The sequence below is a fragment of the Halorubrum sp. SS7 genome, from assembly GCF_005435055.1.
Taxonomy (GTDB): domain Archaea; phylum Halobacteriota; class Halobacteria; order Halobacteriales; family Haloferacaceae; genus Halorubrum; species Halorubrum salinarum.
The window spans coordinates 80,738-99,309 of the sequence record NZ_SGXV01000010.1 but is presented as its reverse complement, the minus strand read 5'-3'; the positions used below and the strand labels follow the sequence as shown (position 1 = coordinate 99,309).

General features: G+C 56.5%; 17 protein-coding genes and 3 pseudogenes. 9 read left to right on the top strand and 11 right to left on the bottom strand.

Annotated features, from left to right (window positions below; translation table 11 throughout):
* From EXE44_RS11165 to EXE44_RS11155, 3 genes and pseudogenes are all read left to right on the top strand, one after another.
* Window positions 1–178, top strand: a pseudogene (locus EXE44_RS11165) (mercuric reductase); the annotation flags it as partial.
* 135 nt (window positions 179–313) lie between these two features.
* Complete coding sequence (locus EXE44_RS11160) at window positions 314–553, top strand: glutathione S-transferase N-terminal domain-containing protein (RefSeq protein WP_094552830.1); 240 nt, start codon at window positions 314–316, stop codon at window positions 551–553.
* 63 nt (window positions 554–616) lie between these two features.
* Window positions 617–1,390: a DUF63 family protein gene (locus EXE44_RS11155; protein WP_137717187.1), complete on the top strand. Its 774-nt coding sequence runs from the start codon at window positions 617–619 to the stop codon at window positions 1,388–1,390.
* On the opposite strand, the gene EXE44_RS11150 is transcribed toward EXE44_RS11155, so the two are convergent.
* Together EXE44_RS11150 and EXE44_RS11145 are read right to left on the bottom strand one after the other, a co-directional pair.
* The gene (locus EXE44_RS11150; protein WP_274595376.1) at window positions 1,377–1,988 is read right to left on the bottom strand and encodes a peroxiredoxin; all 612 of its coding nucleotides are present in this window, start codon (window positions 1,986–1,988) and stop codon (window positions 1,377–1,379) included. The genes EXE44_RS11155 and EXE44_RS11150 overlap by 14 nt on opposite strands.
* 155 nt (window positions 1,989–2,143) lie before the next feature.
* Window positions 2,144–3,151 carry an arsenic resistance protein gene (locus EXE44_RS11145; protein ID WP_137717185.1) on the bottom strand — a complete coding sequence of 336 codons (1,008 nt, stop codon included), beginning with the start codon at window positions 3,149–3,151 and terminating at the stop codon, window positions 2,144–2,146.
* Window positions 3,152–3,395: 244 nt separating this feature from the next.
* On the opposite strand from EXE44_RS11145, the pseudogene EXE44_RS11140 reads away from it, so the two are divergent.
* From EXE44_RS11140 to EXE44_RS11120, 5 genes and pseudogenes are all read left to right on the top strand, one after another.
* Window positions 3,396–3,587 (top strand): annotated as a pseudogene (locus EXE44_RS11140) (DUF955 domain-containing protein); the annotation flags it as partial.
* Between the two features lie 173 nt (window positions 3,588–3,760).
* A complete protein-coding gene (locus tag EXE44_RS11135) occupies window positions 3,761–4,450 on the top strand; it encodes a nucleotidyltransferase domain-containing protein (RefSeq protein ID WP_199241203.1) in 690 nt (229 codons plus the stop codon).
* Window positions 4,443–4,940: pseudogene (locus EXE44_RS11130) on the top strand (hypothetical protein). The gene EXE44_RS11135 and the pseudogene EXE44_RS11130 overlap by 8 nt, the downstream one beginning before the upstream one ends.
* A 148-nt stretch (window positions 4,941–5,088) precedes the next feature.
* On the top strand, window positions 5,089–5,502 hold the full coding sequence (locus tag EXE44_RS11125) for a MarR family winged helix-turn-helix transcriptional regulator (protein ID WP_137717195.1): 414 nt from the start codon (window positions 5,089–5,091) through the stop codon (window positions 5,500–5,502).
* Window positions 5,503–5,619: 117 nt separating this feature from the next.
* On the top strand, window positions 5,620–5,943 hold the full coding sequence (locus tag EXE44_RS11120; protein WP_137706893.1) for a hypothetical protein: 324 nt from the start codon (window positions 5,620–5,622) through the stop codon (window positions 5,941–5,943).
* Window positions 5,944–6,585: 642 nt separating this feature from the next.
* Here the strand turns inward: EXE44_RS11120 and EXE44_RS11115 are convergent.
* Both EXE44_RS11115 and EXE44_RS11110 read right to left on the bottom strand, forming a co-directional pair.
* A complete protein-coding gene (locus EXE44_RS11115) occupies window positions 6,586–8,055 on the bottom strand; it encodes an orc1/cdc6 family replication initiation protein (RefSeq protein ID WP_173230877.1) in 1,470 nt (489 codons plus the stop codon).
* An 828-nt stretch (window positions 8,056–8,883) separates the two neighbouring features.
* The gene (locus EXE44_RS11110) at window positions 8,884–11,046 is read right to left on the bottom strand and encodes a type B DNA-directed DNA polymerase (RefSeq protein ID WP_137717184.1); all 2,163 of its coding nucleotides are present in this window, start codon (window positions 11,044–11,046) and stop codon (window positions 8,884–8,886) included.
* Between the two features lie 380 nt (window positions 11,047–11,426).
* Between EXE44_RS11110 and EXE44_RS11105 the strand changes: the two genes are divergently transcribed.
* Window positions 11,427–11,975 (top strand): winged helix-turn-helix domain-containing protein, encoded by a 549-nt coding sequence (locus EXE44_RS11105; RefSeq protein ID WP_137717193.1) that lies wholly within the window; start codon window positions 11,427–11,429, stop codon window positions 11,973–11,975.
* 525 nt (window positions 11,976–12,500) lie between these two features.
* Here EXE44_RS11105 and EXE44_RS11100 read toward each other — a convergent pair.
* The 7 genes from EXE44_RS11100 to EXE44_RS11070 all read right to left on the bottom strand — a co-directional run bounded on the left by EXE44_RS11100 (window position 12,501) and on the right by EXE44_RS11070 (window position 18,533).
* Window positions 12,501–13,157 (bottom strand): ribonuclease H-like domain-containing protein, encoded by a 657-nt coding sequence (locus EXE44_RS11100; RefSeq protein WP_137717183.1) that lies wholly within the window; start codon window positions 13,155–13,157, stop codon window positions 12,501–12,503.
* On the bottom strand, window positions 13,154–13,471 hold the full coding sequence (locus EXE44_RS11095; protein WP_137717182.1) for a hypothetical protein: 318 nt from the start codon (window positions 13,469–13,471) through the stop codon (window positions 13,154–13,156). The genes EXE44_RS11100 and EXE44_RS11095 overlap by 4 nt, the downstream gene beginning before the upstream one ends.
* A 2-nt stretch (window positions 13,472–13,473) precedes the next feature.
* Entirely contained in the window at window positions 13,474–14,412 is a 939-nt protein-coding gene (locus EXE44_RS11090) for a hypothetical protein (protein WP_137717181.1), read from the bottom strand.
* Between the two features lie 418 nt (window positions 14,413–14,830).
* The gene (locus EXE44_RS11085) at window positions 14,831–15,319 is read right to left on the bottom strand and encodes a hypothetical protein (protein ID WP_137717180.1); all 489 of its coding nucleotides are present in this window, start codon (window positions 15,317–15,319) and stop codon (window positions 14,831–14,833) included.
* Entirely contained in the window at window positions 15,312–15,977 is a 666-nt protein-coding gene (locus tag EXE44_RS11080; protein ID WP_241991817.1) for a nucleotidyltransferase domain-containing protein, read from the bottom strand. The genes EXE44_RS11085 and EXE44_RS11080 overlap by 8 nt, the downstream gene beginning before the upstream one ends.
* A 268-nt stretch (window positions 15,978–16,245) precedes the next feature.
* Window positions 16,246–17,916 (bottom strand): DUF2254 family protein, encoded by a 1,671-nt coding sequence (locus EXE44_RS11075; RefSeq protein ID WP_137717179.1) that lies wholly within the window; start codon window positions 17,914–17,916, stop codon window positions 16,246–16,248.
* Complete coding sequence (locus tag EXE44_RS11070; RefSeq protein ID WP_137717178.1) at window positions 17,898–18,533, bottom strand: IS6 family transposase; 636 nt, start codon at window positions 18,531–18,533, stop codon at window positions 17,898–17,900. Before EXE44_RS11070 ends, EXE44_RS11075 begins: the two co-directional genes overlap by 19 nt.
* Window positions 18,534–18,572: the final 39 nt, after the last annotated feature.

The window sequence follows — 18,572 nt, the reverse complement described above, 5'->3', positions numbered from 1 at the left end:
GGTCGGCCCCCGTGCCGCCGACATGATCATGGAAGCGACGCTGGCGGTGAAGTTCGGCCTCACCGTCGACGACATCATCGATACTGTTCACCCCTTCCCGACGTTCAGCGAAGCGTTCAAGCAAGCGTGTCAGGCGTTCCGCAGGGATACGTCGACGATGAGCTGCTGTATCGAGTGAGTCGTCTCCGAAGGAATCACGAGAGATTCCGGCGGTGTTTGTCCGTTCGTCCCGCCAGCCACACGCTCGTGTGAATTCAGTTCACAGCCGCGAAGAGTGTTTAATGCGGCTGCGCTCACTATCTACCCAGTTCTAATGCTTGAACTCTACCGGCTCCCCGGTTGCCCGTACTGCGCGAAGGTCGAAACCAAACTGGACGAACTGGGCCTGGAATACGAGACGCACAACGTACTCCCATTCCGATTTCTCCGGTTCGAAGTAAAATCCGTGAGTGGACAGTCTGGGGTCCCGGTGCTCGTCGATCCGGAACACGGGATCGAGGGGCTGGCAGAGAGCGACGACATCGTCTCCTACCTCGAGGAGACGTACACCTGACGTGGTCCCAGACGACGGCCGGGAGCGGCGGTCCCCCACGTACGGTTGTCCAAACCCGTCAAAATGATCGACTCCGGCGTCGCGTTCGTCCTCGCTAGTATTTCAATTGTCTCGATAGCGTGGGCCCTTCGCCGTCGCCACGTCGCCGTGACCGGGGCCGATATCGCGGCGACGCTTCCGTGGTTCGCCGTCATCGGTGTCGCGGTTGCCGTCGGCCGTTCGGTACCCTTGTCTGGACTGACCGCTGGATTCGTTCAGAGCCCAACGGTGTACCTCGCGGTTACGGGGCTAGTTGCAGGGCTGTGGCTGATACTCGACGTCGTCGGGGTGAACGACGTCTCTCGATGGACGGCCGTGAGCGGCGTCCTCACAGCTATCGCCGTCGGCGGAGCGAGTCTCCTCGCAACTGGGGCACTCCACTGGCGGGTTCTCGTCTGGAACGCCGTTGCAATCGTGCTGGCGTTCGGTATCACCGGACCCGTCCTGCGAGGGGTTCGAGATTTACGTCTGTCCACCCACGGGTGGCTCGGTGGCGGAGTCCTCTTCGCGCACGTCCTCGACGGGACGACCACTGGGATCGGACTCCGGCACCTCGGGACGATTGAACGGAATCCGATCTCCGCGACGATCATTCAGGCAGGAGACGGCATCGGCCCATCCGGCGTCGTGCTCTTTCTGCTCGTGAAAATCGCGGCCGCCCTGCTCGTCTTGGCTGTCCTCGACAGAGACAGCGATTATGTCGGCCGAGAGACCGCCGGTCTGCTCGTCATCGCCGGTGGTGCCGGTCTCCTCCCTGCGGTTCACAATCTCACCCTGTTCGCGCTCACGATTCCCTAACCGCAAATTCGTATTCCGCTGGCCCGGGGAATCGCTCAGACGCGACGTGCCGTCGTTCCGGGTGCTCGAACTCGAACTCCTTCGACCGGATCATTTCGAGAGTCTCCTCGATGGACGGCCGATCGCCCCAGAACGTTCCGTAATACGCGAAGCGAACGGTGCCGTTCGGGTCGAGAATGATCGTCGCGGGGCGGTTGATATACTCGGCGTGGACGGCGTAGGACATCGGATCGACGCCGTATTTCGCGCCGACCGCTCCCGCGCGGTCGAGGAGGTGCGGCCACCAGATCCGCTCCGCGTACGATTCGATGAACGACTCCTCGGCGAACCAGTACTCCGGTTCGAGCTCCCGTCTGACCATCACTCGGCCGCGGTAGCCGCCGTGACACTCGATCGTCGCCACGTTGACGTCCGCCTCGTGTAGTTCGTCGCGAAGCTCGATCAGCTCGTCGAACCCGCGGTGACAGACTGGACACCAGTCGGCGAACACCCAGATCAGGACCGTCCACTCGCCGTCCCCGATCGCATCCGCGGGGTCCCATCTCCCTCCGTCGATGTCCGGCAACGCGAACAACGGCGCGGCCGCACCGACCGCCAGCTGCTCGAACGTATCCTCATCGAGGTTTCGATACGCGGCCTCCAGTTCAGGTTCGGCGAATTCCTCGAGTACCTCGTCACGGTTGGCTTCGCGGACGAACGCCACGAGCTCCGCTGACCGAAGCCTACGGTTTCGTTTGTAGGATCGAAGGTGGCTCAGTCACCTTGTCCAACATCAAGATCAAGGAGTTGGTTGGGAGCTTCTGGCACTAACCACGCCGGGACGACTCGGGTGAGGACGACCATCCCCGTCAGTTCGACGAGGGTCTGGGTGACGACGACCGCCGGTGCGAGCGCATAGCTCGACGGCAACGCGAGTGCCAGCGGAAGAATGACCAGCGAGTTCCGGGTGACGGAGGTGAACACGAGCGCCCGGCTCTCGCCAGCCCCCATCCCAAGCACTCCCGCCACGAATCGACCGAGGAGCGGCATAATGATCAAGAACGCGACGTAGATGGGGACGACTGCCGCGATCTGTTTGATCGAGTCCTGTACGCGAGGCAGCTGAGAGGCGATGACGACGAACAGCGTCGCCCCCATCATCGGGACCGGCAACCATCCCATCGTGTCCTGCCACTGGGCGCCGCGGCTGGAGCGCTCCGCCCAGTATTCGGTCGCCCATGCGAGCGTCAGTGGCAGCGCGATGATGACGACGAACGCCTCGATGAACGGCCCAGCCTCGATGAACTCGGCTACCTGCTGACCCATGAACAGCCAGAGATACAGCGGGAGCAACAACAGCTGGATGAGCATCAGCGCCGGCGTCGCGGCCGTGATCTGCTCGGCGTCACCGTCTGCGAGTTCGGTGAACGTGATGACGTAGTCGATACACGGCGTCAACAACACCATGAACGCGCCAACGAGAATCACCGGCTCCTGCGGGAGGAACCGCGTGAGCCCAAATACGACGACCGGCACGACCAAGAAGTTCATACCCAGCGCAGCCGCCATGAACCGGCCGTTTCGGAACGCACGCCGGATCCGGACGAACGGTATCTCGAGGAATGTGACGTACAACAGCACGGCCAACACGGGATTGATGAGCGGTTCCAGGACCGAGCTCGCACTTGGGAGCCCAAACCCGGCCCCAACCGAGAGGAGAGCGGCGACGGCGTAGATCGCGACCTGATTGTGCTGAATCCGCTGTTTCGAGAGTGTGGTCATAGATGAATAAAAGGGGAACCAGTAGCAACATCAAGCAATCTGCCCCCTCGTTTTGTAGAGGTGGTAGGAGCAGTCGTAAGTCCCCATCGGTGACCGATCTGTAGTATTTGTACTTTGAGTATTTCCCCCGCAGAATCGATTGAACCGGTCAGTTGCGCTGTTGCGATGTGTTTTTAGACGCCCCTGAGGGGTGCGGCACGATCTGAACAGACGCAGTCGCCGTGAACTCGATTCGGTGAACACGATGTCCACGACCAGAGACTCGTCGATCTCCTTCGAAGAGACCAACACGCGATCAGACGAAATGAACAGTACCATCAAAAAGTGGATCGACGACCTCGTCGCCGGCGTCGACGACGCGCAGACTAGTGAGGAGTTCCAGGAGTGGCTGGACATCCAGAGCCGCTTCCACGACTACTCGTATCGGACCTTGTTGGACCCCACGCGGCCCGACACCGGATCGATCGACAATACGTATCGCCTCCGAATCAATGTCGAGCCAGCCATGCTGGAGCCGACAGAGTCCTAGCCGGATCACCCGGGGAGTGGTAGAGCGTCTGTCTGCGTGTCGCCGCTATTTGTTTATATCTTGTTGCGCAATATCAGATAGTGTCTGAAATTACAAAACAGGATATAACGGTCTGTATCGATGCGTATCCCGACCAGGATACTGATGTGTTTCGTATCGGTGCCGCAGACGACATCCTCCGGCTACTCGCCGACGCTCACGAGACGGAGTTTACGATTCCTGAACTTGTCGACGCCACAGGTGTCACCCGCTCAACGGTCTGGCGAGCTGTGAACCTGCTCGACAGTATCGGGGCCATCCGAATTCGAGAGACGCCACAACGAAACCACATCGCGATCGACCCCAACCGCCTCCAGAAGGACGATCCGGTACTTGCTATTCCGCAGTCGGAGTTCCATACACCGATTCGGGCATTCGTTACCCGCGTAGAAGCTACGCTCACTAACGCCGACAACATCGACAACCTCCTCGGTATCGTTATTTTCGGGAGTGTCGCTCGGGGGGAGGCTGACCGGCAAAGTGACATCGATTGTTTTGTCGTCGTCGATGGCGACCGGACGACAGCTCGCCGACAGGTCACCGACGTCGTCGCAGAACTCCAATCAGAGCGCTTCGACGGTGACCGATTCGCGTTCGAACCGTATGTTGAATCCGCCGAGAGCGCACGGAGAGTCGGGTCAAAACTCCATAACATCTTCGCGGAGGGCATTACAGTGTATGGGAGCGACCAGCTTGACTCACTCCGAAAAGAGGTCATCGCCAATGAGTAGTACGCGAATCGACCAGCTCATCGACAACGTACAAGCCGCGTTCGACCGCCGCCCAACAGATATCGAAGCTGGGCTTGATGTCGAGGATGCCGCTCTCCTCCAGCTGCGGAAGGCCTGTCGCTTGCTGGCCGGCGCCGAGGCACTACAGGATGCCAGCTACTACACGCTCGTCATCGAAGCATCGTTCGTGGCTATCGAACGGACCGTGGAATTCCGGCTTCTCGAACGAGGCACGATACAGCCGGATTATCTCCCTGGCACACATCCTGGTGTCTACCGCGAGGCGGCAGCAGTTGGTGTGTTCGACGAATCGATAGCGGCCTTTCTCGCTGATCTCTGGCGCGACCACCGAGCAAAAACATACTAGCAGGATGGGCTCGCCTCAGCAGCGCGTACAGACGCGATGTACGAACTCGCCACCGAGATTCATGCGTACGTTATTGGGCGATCCCGACAGGGACACGAGTGTATCTGCGGGGAACCAAGGTAGTGATTGCGTCTCTATCAGTCGTGGGGAGGTGGTCGGTTCTATTAACCAACACAGGAGACAATAGGACGATATTGTTGGTTAAGCAGATTGGGATTCGTAGTTTACTCAGGGGTAAACTACTTTGACACTCACAGTCGAATACGCAGCTATCGGCGCCAGTTTGGTCGAGAAGGACGACACGACCCAACGCAAACTCGTCCACTTCGTCACCCAACAGACGCGGTTCGCGCTGATTAACAACATCCTCCAGCATCCCGACCAGCTGCCCTCGATGTACGAGCTTGAGGAGCTCAACCCCAGCGTGAGCGATGCCACCGTTTACAAGCACATCCAGAAACTCATCGACGCCGGCATCGTCACAGAGGTTGCCCTGGACGACGACCATCGCCGGCAGGGCTACCCTTGGAAGTTCTATGGCCTGACCGACGAGGGGCGGGAGTTCCTGGCAGAGCACAACCTGCTCGCTGCGGAGGAGACGCTCCAGCAGATCTACGACACCATTTCCGACAAGCCCGAGAAGATGGTCAAGTACGAGAACGCCCCCCGTCCGGACGGCGTCTAACGGCACGTCTATTTCTGAATAGTTTGCTATTCGCACTCTTTAGCGTGACGAGACGATATCTTGTTAACCAACAAATCTATGTCATTACGCGCTCTGTTGGTTAATACTAGATCGCAGATGTCTCACAAGCCACCGACGCCACCTGCTGACCTCTCAACGGAGATGGTCGACAAACTCAACAGCTACTCGCCTGAACAGCTCCGGTACGTCGCACACTACGCTGAGGCGTTGGCATCGCATAAGGCTCGTGGAGTCGACGTCGATGAAGAGTCCGGTGATGACGAAAGTGACGAGCAACCCGACGACTTCCCGGATGACGTCCCCACGAAGGCCACGATTACAATCAAGGAGATCAACGACAACCGCTACTACTACTGGCAGTGGCGGACCGGAAGCTCGGTGAAGTCAAAATATAAAGGGCCGGTTGACCCCGACGAGTGACCACTCCTGTCCCCTAATCCGGTACACATCGATAGAGGGGTGTCGACGAGGATCGGGTCGGGAGAACACATCGATACAGGCTCTGGTCGAGTAGTTCGCATGGCGATCGCTCAACTCGAGAGGGATGGTGGTGTCGGTGAGCACGTGATATTTATCTGCCGAATATGTTCGTTTTGGCGGCTCTCATGGAGAATCACACATCGATAGAGGGGTGTCTATCGGAAACAATGGAAAATAACTAAACACCCGTGGATGAGTTACTCAGATATCAAGTGAGACCTGATAACAAACTCCGGATACACATCGATAGAGGGGTGTCTATCAGACATAATGGAAAAGTCCCATAACCGGGGTGGGAGAGCACAATAGCCGACACATCGAACACATCGATAGAGGGGTGTCTATTGGAAATCATGGAAAAGGCTCATAAGCGGGATGGGTGAGTCGATAGCCGACACGATGAACACATCGATAGAGGGGTGTCTATCAGACATAATGGAAAAGTCTCATAACCGGGGTGGAAGAGCACGATAGCCCACCCATCGAACACATCGATAGAGGGGTGTCTATCAGACATAATGGAAAAGTCTCATAAAACAGGGGACACCGTGCCGCAAAAGACCACATCAATAACTGAAATGTCTACGTCTGGTTTCGGATCTGCGCTTTGACCACGGAGGTAACCTCCTCTTCAGAAATCGCTTCAATACGCGAGTCTTCACGGAGTGTCTCGAGAATTGTCCCTGGACTTTCGCCAAACTGGAACTCGAGGAACATCCCCGAGCTGGGCCCGTGGCTCCGTCGCTCGAAGTCGACCAGAGAGTACGTCGTGAGTTCTTTCATCTTATTCACGTACGTTTCCTGGTGGTACTGATCCGTGTCAATAGCATCAGTCAGATATTGATACACACGATAGCCGGTCGTACTCCTGGCGCTCCCACCGTCAGTTTGGGACGCAACCGCTGCGGTTGCGTACAGACAGAGCTTCTTTTGTGTGCTGATACCACGAACGACCTCTAACACCCGATTCTTCTCGACTTTCTCCTGTGCGGTACGGACGTGTTTTTCGCTAACGCGGTTGTCGCCTTCACGCTCAGCCAGCTCGCCGGCAACCCGCATGAGATCGATCGCCTTCCTCGCGTCACCATGCGTCTGTGCTGCGAACGCCGCTGCGAGTGGAATCACATCATCGTCGACGACGTCGTCATGGAACGCATCCTGACGCCGTCGGAGGATTGCTTGGAGTTGGTTTGCGTCGTAGTCGTCGAAATGGACGTCCTCTGGGGTGAACGAACTGACAGCGCGACTCCCAACGGATTCCATCATCTTCGTGTCGTTTGAAATAGCAACGACGGAGATGTACGCGTCCAGTTCGTCGTTTGCCCCTGCCCGGGAGAGCTGATACAGGAGCCGTGAAAACGCAGGTTCTTGTTTGTCTCGCCGGCCAACGAGCATGTCCAGTTCGTCGAGGACAAACACAACAGAGTCGAAATGCTCGTTGACGATCCGGTAGAGCTCATCCCACTTCTCTTTCGTTGCCACGCCGTGTTTTGGCACCTCAACAGGGACTCCTGCCGCATCAGCAGCCTGCTGAACGAGTTCATACACGGCGATACCAAGCGTGTCTAGATCCTGGCAGTTCACTTCAACAGTGCCAAACCGGATGTCACGGCTCTCACAGATACGGCTGATATTATGACAAACTGCCTTCGTAATTAGCGATTTCCCAGTTCCAGACGGGCCGTAGAGGAACAGGTTTGGCGGTCGGTTATCGCCGAGGGCAACCCGAAGCATCTTGGTGACTTCTTGGAGCTGCTCATCACGGCCCACGATGCGATCTTCTTCAACAACGTAATTCGGATCGAGTAGCTCTCGGTCCCGAATTAGCCCCTCCTGATCGTCGAACTCGAGGAGCATATCCTCGATTGACTGTGATGGCCCCTCGGAATCTGCCCCTTCGTCGGGCTGTGAGTCACCGTTAGTGACATGAGACGATGACGCCTGTCGCGATGACTCCGGCTGCGACGCACTCGACAGCTCAGCCTGAGCCGTCACCTCGTCCTCCGACGGTCCCGGATTCTCTGCGGGATCATCGGAGTCGTCAGTACCCATAGGCCAATTGATACACGCCTGTATGAAAAAGGTTCCCCACCTCTATCGAAGTGTGATTAGCCGTTTGAAACCTGTAATACCCGGTTAACCGCATAATTCCCGAGAGAATGGGTTAATTGGCCGTAGCCGATGACGATGTGTTTCGCAGTCCCCGGTCGAAGACACACACCCCTCTATCGATGTGTTCGAAGTCTTCACGGGGTGGGGTGTGACGGGATCTTATTTGAGCTAACTGGTCGATACAGTCCTCGTACCGGTTTAGAACAGAGAAGGAATGTCCTCGTCATCTCATAGCCACTCATTTCGAGTCGGTTCTTCTCTTCTCTTCTCTTCTTCTAATAACACAAACACACACACCCCTCTATCGATGTGTTCGATGTGTTTCGGCCAGCGACAATAAGTCCCTAGAAACCCGACACAAATACATCGGGCTTGAATACGATAATCCAGGGATAGAGAGACGCTGTCGATGTTCTTTGCCGACAGCGAGGTTTGTAGCAGAGAATCGAGTTTCTCCCTCGTTTCGCCTACTCAGTTGGAACACATCGATAGAGGGGTGTGTGTCTCATCGTGTCGGGCTCGTCGAAAGATGTCCGTCTTGCCGTCTGGTGAGGTGAAGACGTTCCCTCGTCTGGTCTTCTGCTATCAGATCCAGCCCCAAGACACTCGGCCTGTCCGTCCGTAGATCTCGCGTGTACTGATTGATACGACAGTCTTCCTTGGTGCCGTGTACTGACGGGATGGAACCCATGATGCTGTGTCTCCCCTGTCCCAAGGCATTGACTAAGTATTAACCAACAAATCCATGCTAGATGGCTCCCGTGTTGGTTAACTGTTCCTTGTGGCGAACGCCATCAACTCTGGCACCCGCGTCTCCACGAGTTCTCGCTGAATCTCCGTCCGGTCCCAGCCAAGCGGTGACAGCACACTCTCGACAGCTCTGACGAGTTGTGTCTCGTAATAGGACGCATCGTACGACTCAATCTCTTCGTGAGCCAACGCGACCCGTTCTCGCGATGTTTTCTCGTCGTCGACGACGACGTACTCGATGTCTTGCCCTGGATGGACGGCGAGGTTCTGCTCTTGAGCCCGCTTCAACGCGGCTACATTCTGTGTGTTCTGTGTATATCCCTCCAGCGGCTTGGAGACACGATTCCGTTCGACGAGCTGCTTGACCGGCACCGTTCCAGTGTGAAGGCGCTTGATTGCGTCCTGGAGACAGTCAAGTACAGCGTCTGGAGATCGAGTCGCGTCGAGTCGGTCGAGACAATCCTGCTGGACGTCCTCGATGAACGGTGGGGTTGAGCGCTGTCGGGCTTCGATACCCCGTATCTTGAACTCGTCGTCCCCCGCGACCGTCCCGAAGTACTTCGTCAACGCGCCGGCGTCACTCTCGCGCTGCGGGACGAACGCCACCCAGTCGTAGTGGGCTTCGTGTTCGAGTCGGATCTCGACCTCTTCGGTAATCTCCGTCGCGAGTGTCTTGAGATCTTTGCGGTCCTCGTCGTCGACGTCGGGGTCCGGCGTCACCCAGATGGAGTCGACGATGCCATGAATGACCCGCCACCCGCCAGCTTCAAGTCGCTGTTTCGCCGTCAGGAGAATCTCGCGCGCATACGCGTTAATTGCCTCGTGACACTCGATACGTCCGAACTTGGCGTTGCTGAACCCCTGATATCCAAAGCAGGCGACGAGGATCCACTTCAGCGCGCCTGACCGCCCTTCGAGTTCCGTCAGTCTGTCCTCGTTGGGGTCATCCCGAGCCTTCTCGTGACGGATGGCCGTCTTGATCTCGTCGCGCGCGTCGATGATCGGCTGGAGGACGTCGACGAGGTAGCCTTGGTCGTCACAAATTGAGTACCCGAGGCCGGGGACATCGTCGCGGTCGCTGTGACAATCACACCGGATGACGTCGGGCGAGACGTTCCGCGTACAGATGATGTTCGGATACAACGAGGAGAAGTCGAGTTCGTGGACATTCTCGTGGAGGCCGACCTCGGGCGCGAAGATGAAGCCGCCACGGTCGGCGTCATGAAGCGTCCCCGTCGGCTTGAAGAACTCATGCCGCCAGGAGTTCCACGGGACGAGAACACCGCGGTCGTGGGCCTCACAGATCTGGATTGCCGTGAGGACGTTCCCAATTGATGCCCACGCGAGTTCCTGGACGGGCTTTTTCGAGCGCGATACAAGGTCGAGGACACCGTCGAGGTTTGTTTCCCCGTAGAAGAACGTGTTCGACTCGTCGATGATCGCCCGCCCGGGCACGTTGTACCGCGCCGGAGAGTGGCCGACGCGACCGTAGCTCGAGTACGTTGAGTGACTCGCGAGCTGCTGGTAGTCGACATCCGGCCACCGGCTCAGCGAGAAGTCGTCGACGCCGGCGTTCGTCGCCATCTCGTGTAGCGTCGGGATGATCTCGCTCGTCGAGCAGACGAGGATGTCTGGATCATGTGTTTCGATCGCCGCTTGGACGGTGGTGAGGATGTCACCTGCTGACCCGGTAACAGTCTCGCCGGCAATCGTGAGCTCGCTGTACGTGTCTTGGCCTGTCTCGGTCACTGGAATATCGAGCCGGAGCATCGACAGTTCCGCCGCCGGCGTTGGATCGCGATTCGTCTCCAGACAGTAGCGAAACTCCCGTGAGAAATCGACGTTGAAGCAGGCGAGATCGCCAACGGGGTACGCTATCAGTTGGTGTGCCTGTCGCGCAAGCGGTGTGACGCGGTCGACGTGGTCGACATCGACAGCTAGAGCGGACTCGCCGTCACGACGAAATCCGGGCCGCCGGGATACGATCTCGGTCGCGACGACATCAGGATGGCGTTCGTATAGTGAATGAAGTTGTGTAAGATCGATGTCGGTGTCAGGGTCACGTGATGCGACGTAGAAACGGGGCGTGTAGTCGTCGTGTTCGGTCGCGGTCGCGCCGTCGTTGGTCGCCTCCCACTCGAGGACGCGACCATCGTCAAGGAAATCGATTGTGAACGGCATTTTCGTAAGTCACCCACCTTCCCGTCTTTACACCGGAGTCTCGCATAATCGCCGGCGTGTCTGTTCCGGATTTCAGGGAATGGAGATCGCCTAGACAGAAACAGCGGACTCTCGCGGATTCGCTCTGTTAACGCCACTTCCAGAATTGTTTCCGAGTTTGTTAGCTGAACCTCCGGTAGCGCGTTAACCAACAGAACGGCCGTTTCACAGATGGTTGTTGGTTAAGCCTGCTATGGACAGTCCTCCATATCTTGAATTCGGTGAACAATATACTACCCCACAGATTATTATACCGCTCTCTCGTTGGTTGGCACATAATGTCCGAAGAGCCGTCCCCGCCCCACCGACTGAGCCCGGATGGCGGTACCGAACACCGTGACGTGAACGACGTCGTCGAAGAGGAATGGATCGAGGAGACGACGCCGTTTGAACGAGTGTACGAAGTCATCTCTCGTGTGTACGATCCGCTGTCTGTAGCACAGATCGCCGAGCGTGCCCGCGTCTCACCGACCACGGCGCGAAAGCACCTGCGAACGCTCGAGAGCGCTGGTGAGGTAACGACGTCACAGGACGGTCAGACGACACACTACCGACGGTCGGAAACCGCTATCGTCACCGAACACGCCCAGTCGCTCCTCGCGGAACGGACGCCCGAAGAGATCGCGTCCGGCATCGCCGATATGAAGTCGCAGATCCAGGCGTGGCGCGAGGAATACGGTGTTGATTCACCCGAGGAATTCGCCCGAGAACTGGATATCGGGGACGCCGACAGCGATCATGGTGCGCTCCTCACAGAATGGCAAACGACGCGACGCAACCTCGCACTCGCACAGGCAACACTCGCGATCGGTGAGGTGAGTCAGACTGGTCACCTCACTGGCACGGACACGGACGACGATGGTAACGGCGATACATCCATCGTCGTATGAGTGACGACGGAGATCCCCCTCACCATATTCAGCCAGACGAACAGTCTGAGGTGTTTGGTCCTATCGACGCCGGGGCGCTACGGGAAATCCGAGACCTGATTGTGGACCTCGAGCCGCTGGTCCAGACCGCGTCATTGGACGATCCGCTGAATCCCCAGACACTTTCGGCTGAATTATCCGACGGCGTCGGAGCGGCGTCAACCGCCCGGATAGACGTCCGGTGGAGTCTCACCGGGAACTACGCCGCACACTACACAGATGATCGAGACCGAAATTTTCGGTTTGACTGTCACCCGAAACCCGACGCGCCGCGACGACACTTCCATTCACCCCCCGATGCTCTGAGCCGTCCTGTCGACCCATCTTGTATTGCCGTGTCTGAAACAAGTCTTGTGACGCGAGCGATTCTCCAACGGTGGCGATACGTCTATACGAATGGAACATTCGATGGGATCAACGACGCAGAAAATCCACCGTAATATCTTCCTCACCGTTCACGACAAGGCGGACGCCACGTTAATCGAGTCACTGGCTATCCATCACCGGATCGAGCGATTTCATCGAAAAGTCTGATTTCGAGCAGTACCGTTCCGCAACGTCCATCAGCGCTCGTGTACGCCGAATATCGGCGACGTTGTGGAGTACGACCGCTTCGAAATCACCAGTCTCCCACGCGTCGACGGCCTCGCTACTTTCCCCAAATGGATCGACTGTGCCGTGGCCGGAAGCCACGAGCTCACCATACACTCCAGTGAGGCTGTTCTCGCTCGTATTGAACCGTGAGGAGAAGACCTCCATCACGTCGATGTACGGTAGCTCGGCGAACGGCCACTCGCGTTCGTGATGGCTTAACCGCGTTCGAAGGAATGGCAGATCGAATCCGCCTTTCCAGGTTTCCCCATTATACGCTACGAGTTTGACATCTCGCTGTGCGATCGTGGTATCGACGAACGTCTTGACGGCGTCCAACAGGACGCTCTCATCGTCATGAACAGAGAGCGTCACTGGCGTGGTGAGATGGTCGTTCACGCGTTCTTCGATATCTGAGGCACACGTACTCCCGTCTGTATTGAGGAACACTCGCGAGCCGATTTCGGCGTCAAAGCCGACGACGGTCAACTGGTCAGTCGTCGAAAACCCTGTCGTCTCGATGTCGAATGCGATCGTCGCGAGTGTACTCATTGGGGTTCCTCGCTGGTTTCCCCATCGGGTCCTTGCGCATCGGTGCTCTGTTCGTTGAGCCGGTGTTCAAGCGCTTCGAGGCGTTCCCCATGGTCTTCCAATGTGGCCTCCTGTTCGAGATCGATACTGAACAGCGCCGGCACCAGTGGATTCTGATGGTTCAACAGCCCGCTCGCGTCGGCGTGTTCGCGAGCGTACTCGAACAGCCGGTCGAAGCGTGGTTGGTCGTGACGACGGAGTGCCCGACGGAACTCCGCCCAGCGCTCTTCGATGGCCCGCAGCGCATCCCGATATGTCGGGTTTGTGCGTCCCATTGTTAGCGCCCCCTAGGTGCTGTCCACGCATCGAGGAGCGGACTTGTGGTGAGCGATGTCGCCTCGCCGTCAGCGGTCACGCCTGTTCCGACACCTGGCGGACTCGACGTCGACGACGGGAGTGTCGCGGGTTCGAGGCCAACCTGTGTCGCCCGCGTAGCGAGCAGCTGTCGCCAGTAGGCGAACGTGGTCTGGTAGTACGCACCGTCATCAACGGGATAGACGAGTGTCTCGAACTCGTCACCGACGAGTCGCGGCCCCATCCGGGTTTGCTCACACTCAAGATGGTGATTGGCGGCCGTCGCGACCGGTACTGTGAACTCGTCGATCGTACTCCGAGTAACGAGTACCGGGACGTCGTAGCTGTCGGCGTACGTCGCTAGTCGAGCGAGGGTTCTCGCTTGGAGTGTTTCCGCGTGCTGTTCCCTGAGTGTGTCATCGCTGCGATACTGGGCGTCGACAGCCGGTGCGACGATGAGCGACGGGGTGTGTGGAGACGAGTTTTCGTTTTGTACCGTTGACTGTCGACCGGATGTGTCGGTGACAGCGGTCGATTTCTGGATGCTCTGGTTTACTGTCGTCGGGAGATTGTCGACAGCGCCGTAGTGCTGGTACGCGGTGAATCCACGTGCGACGTGGATCCGGTCGAGCAACCGCTGGCTCGGTGTGATCTGAGCCAGCGTCGTCGTCGTCGCGTGGCCGTTCGCGTCAACCCAGAAGGCGGGCCCATCGTGTACCAGGAGATGGTCCAGCACGAGCGACTGGAGGATTGGGACGCCTCGGCCGTCGTCAACGTCGAGCAACGTGACGCCGTCGTCGAGTGACGGTAGGAGCATCTCTTCTGTGGCTGGATCGGCTTGATCTGCCAAGGTCCGATTGCGGTCAGCCCCCCGTGTCGGCTTGTCGGCCGCCATTCGGTTCGATGGTGGGTGATCTCCCATACTCGATAACTAGTCACGCTCTCAATAAGCGACGGCGCGGCGCTTCCGGACTTCCAGAAAGGAATGTACCAGACACTAATTCGAACTCTGTCACCGGATCTTGAGGAGTGGTAGACTGTTTCCAAGACTCTTTCCGGGGTGGCCGTCGCCTTTGATCGTCAGATTAACCAACACTTCGGTAGGCCCCGGCAATTTGTTGGTTAAGCTAGTTAGCATCGTTGTACCGAGCCCGTCGATGATGACATCTGTAGATATGATATTCTAGAATATGATTATTCAGAATATTTTTATTAGACACAACAGAAGCCACGGCAGCTTTGACTCGAACAGTTCGTCGAAACTGCGGCCGACACGGTTCCTGGTCTCGAAGACATTCGTCCTGATTGTTGCCCGCGACCCAGGAAACGCATCATACCGGTCAGGCTCGACAGATACACTCGTGTGATACCCGTGTCATATCGATGAGGTGGCGGTGGATATCGTCGGCAAGCCGGTACATTGCCTCTGCCTGTTCCTTCGTTGCGATACCGAGTCTGTAATAGGTCTTCGTTCGGTTTCGGTTCCACAGCTCGGCAAGCTCCTCTCCGAACGCGTCGTCGTAGAGGCCTATCTCGGCACCACGTTGGTAGAGTCGGCGGTGGCTACTGATGACCTCCGCCGCGGACATTGCCCCATCGTGGATCAATCGGAACTGGATAGTGCGCTCGATGGCGACGAACGCCGACTCGATCACGACCGTGTAGTACCCTTGGTCGAGGAGATTTGATCCCACCTCCAGCAGCCGACAGGCACGGCGAAGTTGGACCAACTCCGCGTCGTCGACATCTAATCCCTCCTCGATCGTTCCGGGACTGCCCTCGAAGGTCCGCTCGGCTTCTCCCAACTGGTCTCGGATATCGTCATTCATCGGCATACACCTCGGTTCGGAGTTCGGAGAGTTGGTCGGAACTGACCAACGTGATCCCGCCGTCGAACTGAGGGCGAAGTTGATCACCGATTCGTTGGACGCTGTCCGTCGATTCGACAAGCGGCTGGAACGTGTACCGATTCCCTTCGAACCGTTGGTCTTCGAGATCGCTAACAACCGTCTGGACAGTCCGGCGAGCTGCCGTTTGGTCTTTGTCGACGATCACCAATAGGTCGATGTCGCTGGCCCTATCTGCCTCTCCCCGAGCGACGCTTCCGAACAGGACGACCCCGACTAATCCATCCAACTCGTCCTGAAGTCGTTGTAGAAATGCCTGAACTGGTTGGTGGAACTCGCTCTGCGGGATCGAGAGAATTGGATCTGGTTTTGTGAGCCGTTCACGGTTAATCTGGACCTGCTGAGTCCGCCCATCTGGTGCGATCTCGATGACATCAAGCTCGGAAAGCAATGTCACCGCCTTTGAGATCGTTCCCTTATTTGCCCCTGTGAGGCTTGCGAGTTCGCTCATCGAGTATGTCGCATACGGCTGATCTATGAGAACGTTGAGAACGTCCTGCATTGCCTGGTATCGGAATACCCGATCCTCCGGAAACGGATACTGTAACTCTATTGAGATCGACTCTTTCCTATTAGGCATACGATTCCTATTAGGAAACGGTGTAAAAATCTGGCGGTGAACTGGCCAAATTACGGCGTGCTAGACTGTAGCCCTCTGAGTTCGTCTTCTATGTCCGCAGGGCCTCTCCGACTCGTGCCTCGATCATCTTCGTAAGCTAGGGTTCAATAGCAGAGTAGTCGGACCATCTACTGGTTCTCATCACTTGTACTGAGAGATTCGTGAATCCCCTCTCTATGTCATGGCGGTTCCACTCTGTTATCTAATGGTGTGTCTCTAGGCGTACAATTTACTGATTAACTCCTCCATCTAAGTCTTCATCAGTAGGGGGCTCACCAACCCGTCCAAAACGTCTCCCTCGGAATATGAAGGGTTGAGTATTAATCCATTCTGTAAATGTCCGGTCGGGGTCTTGGAGTATCGGTGTTTTGTGGCCGGTGAGTGGATGTTTAATGGGATCAACCCCTCCCGGTATGAAATCAATTCGAGCAGTCGGGTCGAGGCGACCGTCCTGAATCTTTTCAACGGTTTCCTCACCGATGTCGCGAGTGACTCTGTGACGTCCATACGAGTCAAATCCAGACATGATGTCAGAAGACGACTCTCGGGCGATGTACTCCAAATAAAGCGTCGTTCCGAACCAAAGCTGTGCCATCTCGTCTAAGTTCATCTGGGTGAGAGAATCGAGACCACTAGACCAGCCACTAGCCACACTCTCCCACCTTACGATCTGCTGTCCTGTCTTGAGCTCATATCTGATTGCTGCCGATGTTAGTTCTGCCATTGAACCGTATACACTACCAATCAATTGCTCCACAGGGGTCACCGGCTCAACGTGCTCGCTGTTCTGTGCTCGGAGCCACTGATGGTAAGTTAGATCATTTACCTCCATATCGGATTCAGCAACCGTTGAGATGAGGCTTGGAAAGTGGCGAATCAACAAGGAAGTGTAACTTTGGTTTCGACCATCCTCTATATCGCGTTTCATAATGGATGAAGCGGCTGTCCAGCCAAGAAATCGAGCACTAACTGCGGAACCAGTATAGACTTGATTTTCTGCTGCCGCACTAACTAGTTCTTGAGAGGTCTCGATAACTTCCGTTCGAACTCGCTCCACATTTGTCTCGTAGGGGAGGTTATCGATTAAGCCGGCTTGCCCCCGTACTACGTGTTCAACCGCTCGATTGGAATCCTCCTTAATTGCCGCCTCCCCGATCGTCCCTGCTGTCTCAGTAGATTGTATAGCTGTTTCAGTCAGTTCCTCATTAACCGCTTGCTCCAGAATCAGGGGGAGTTGGTCTTTACATACGTATTCTATTGTCTGATCAACTGGAGAGTCTTCTTCGGCTTTCCCATTCTGCTTGATAAGCGCTGAAACTCGGTCTCCGAAGATTGAGAGGCCTAGTGCGGAACTCGCCCGATCATGCTCTTCGATTGTGGAATTGATTACAGAGATAAGCGTCTGAAATGGATCTGGGTGAGCTGCGTCGTCGGCTGATAACTCAGCTTCTTCCAGCATCGATTTTGGCGTTAGCTTGTCTTCGATGTGCGATAATATCCCCTCGGGAGTCGTTCTCTCTAGTATCTGATTCACAAATCCGTAGAGAGAAACGAATGAGCCAGCCGCTAGAATACCAGATGACGCGAGTACGACTCTAAGGGTAGCATCGGAAACTGCCCCCACAACAAAGAGACCAAAGATGTCGATCGCGATAGAAAATGCGAAAACCCCAACTGTCACTCGGTATGTGGAATCTGAGCTGAAACTCTTCGCAAGCCGTGGGGAATACCGTGAGGCAGAGAGTCGTACTCCCAAAATGACGATGGAGAATACAATCGCGAAGATACCAGCTTGTACTCTTACCAGCGTGCTCAAAATACTACGAGCTGTCTGTTGATTTGGAGTGTGGCTGCTAAATATTGCTATTCCAATGGTAGTGTTTAGATAAGCTGATTCCATGCGAAGGCGAACGCTTGGAGCCAATTTTCGGCGGTGTTCGGTTCGCTATGGCTAAACGTATTTGAGAACTGGTTTGTTCGGCGTTTTACTTCACGAAAGACACGTTCGACGGCGTTCCGATTCCCATGTGTGACGTGTTGGAATCGGAGCCCGTGACGATGACAGGCCGCCTGTAACCACGGAGCACCATCAACGAGAAAGACCGCGTCGTCGACCTGATGTTTCCCACGGAGTTCTGAGAGAAACATCGAGGATATCGCGTTTGTTCTCGTCGGGTAGAGCCGAACGTGGAGCAGCCGGTTCGTGTCGGGATCGACGGCAGCGTACAGCCAATATCGCTCAGAGTTGAGCTGAATCACGGTTTCATCGACCGCAACGTGATTCGGATTCGCACCGTCTGTCGGCTGTAGATCGGCTTTCTGAACCCACCGATGGACGGTGGTTCGATGGCGATCGACACCCAACCTCTCAAGAATCGAGACGGTATCCGAAAGTGATAATCCAGCCAAATGGAGTCGGATACCGAGCTTCATCGCCGACTTGGGTGTCGCCTCTCGCTCCAGAAAATCTAACTCGATACAACCGCTATCGCCGCTGAGGCGGTCGAAACTGAGCATGAACCACTCGATCTTTTGACCGCCTCATCCTTCGACCTT

Excerpts from the sequence above, each read along its gene's own strand:
- EXE44_RS11090 (WP_137717181.1), bottom strand. The coding sequence starts at position 14,412 with ATGGGAGATCACCCACCATCGAACCGAATGGCGGCCGACAAGCCGACA.
- EXE44_RS11070 (WP_137717178.1), bottom strand. The coding sequence starts at position 18,533 with ATGCTCAGTTTCGACCGCCTCAGCGGCGATAGCGGTTGTATCGAGTTA.
- EXE44_RS11080 (WP_241991817.1), bottom strand. The coding sequence starts at position 15,977 with ATGCCTAATAGGAAAGAGTCGATCTCAATAGAGTTACAGTATCCGTTT.
- EXE44_RS11155 (WP_137717187.1), top strand. The coding sequence starts at position 617 with ATGATCGACTCCGGCGTCGCGTTCGTCCTCGCTAGTATTTCAATTGTC.
- EXE44_RS11075 (WP_137717179.1), bottom strand. The coding sequence starts at position 17,916 with ATGGAATCAGCTTATCTAAACACTACCATTGGAATAGCAATATTTAGC.
- EXE44_RS11110 (WP_137717184.1), bottom strand. The coding sequence starts at position 11,046 with ATGCCGTTCACAATCGATTTCCTTGACGATGGTCGCGTCCTCGAGTGG.
- EXE44_RS11095 (WP_137717182.1), bottom strand. The coding sequence starts at position 13,471 with ATGGGACGCACAAACCCGACATATCGGGATGCGCTGCGGGCCATCGAA.
- EXE44_RS11160 (WP_094552830.1), top strand. The coding sequence starts at position 314 with ATGCTTGAACTCTACCGGCTCCCCGGTTGCCCGTACTGCGCGAAGGTC.
- EXE44_RS11115 (WP_173230877.1), bottom strand. The coding sequence starts at position 8,055 with ATGGGTACTGACGACTCCGATGATCCCGCAGAGAATCCGGGACCGTCG.
- EXE44_RS11120 (WP_137706893.1), top strand. The coding sequence starts at position 5,620 with ATGTCTCACAAGCCACCGACGCCACCTGCTGACCTCTCAACGGAGATG.
- EXE44_RS11145 (WP_137717185.1), bottom strand. The coding sequence starts at position 3,151 with ATGACCACACTCTCGAAACAGCGGATTCAGCACAATCAGGTCGCGATC.
- EXE44_RS11085 (WP_137717180.1), bottom strand. The coding sequence starts at position 15,319 with ATGAATGACGATATCCGAGACCAGTTGGGAGAAGCCGAGCGGACCTTC.
- EXE44_RS11100 (WP_137717183.1), bottom strand. The coding sequence starts at position 13,157 with ATGAGTACACTCGCGACGATCGCATTCGACATCGAGACGACAGGGTTT.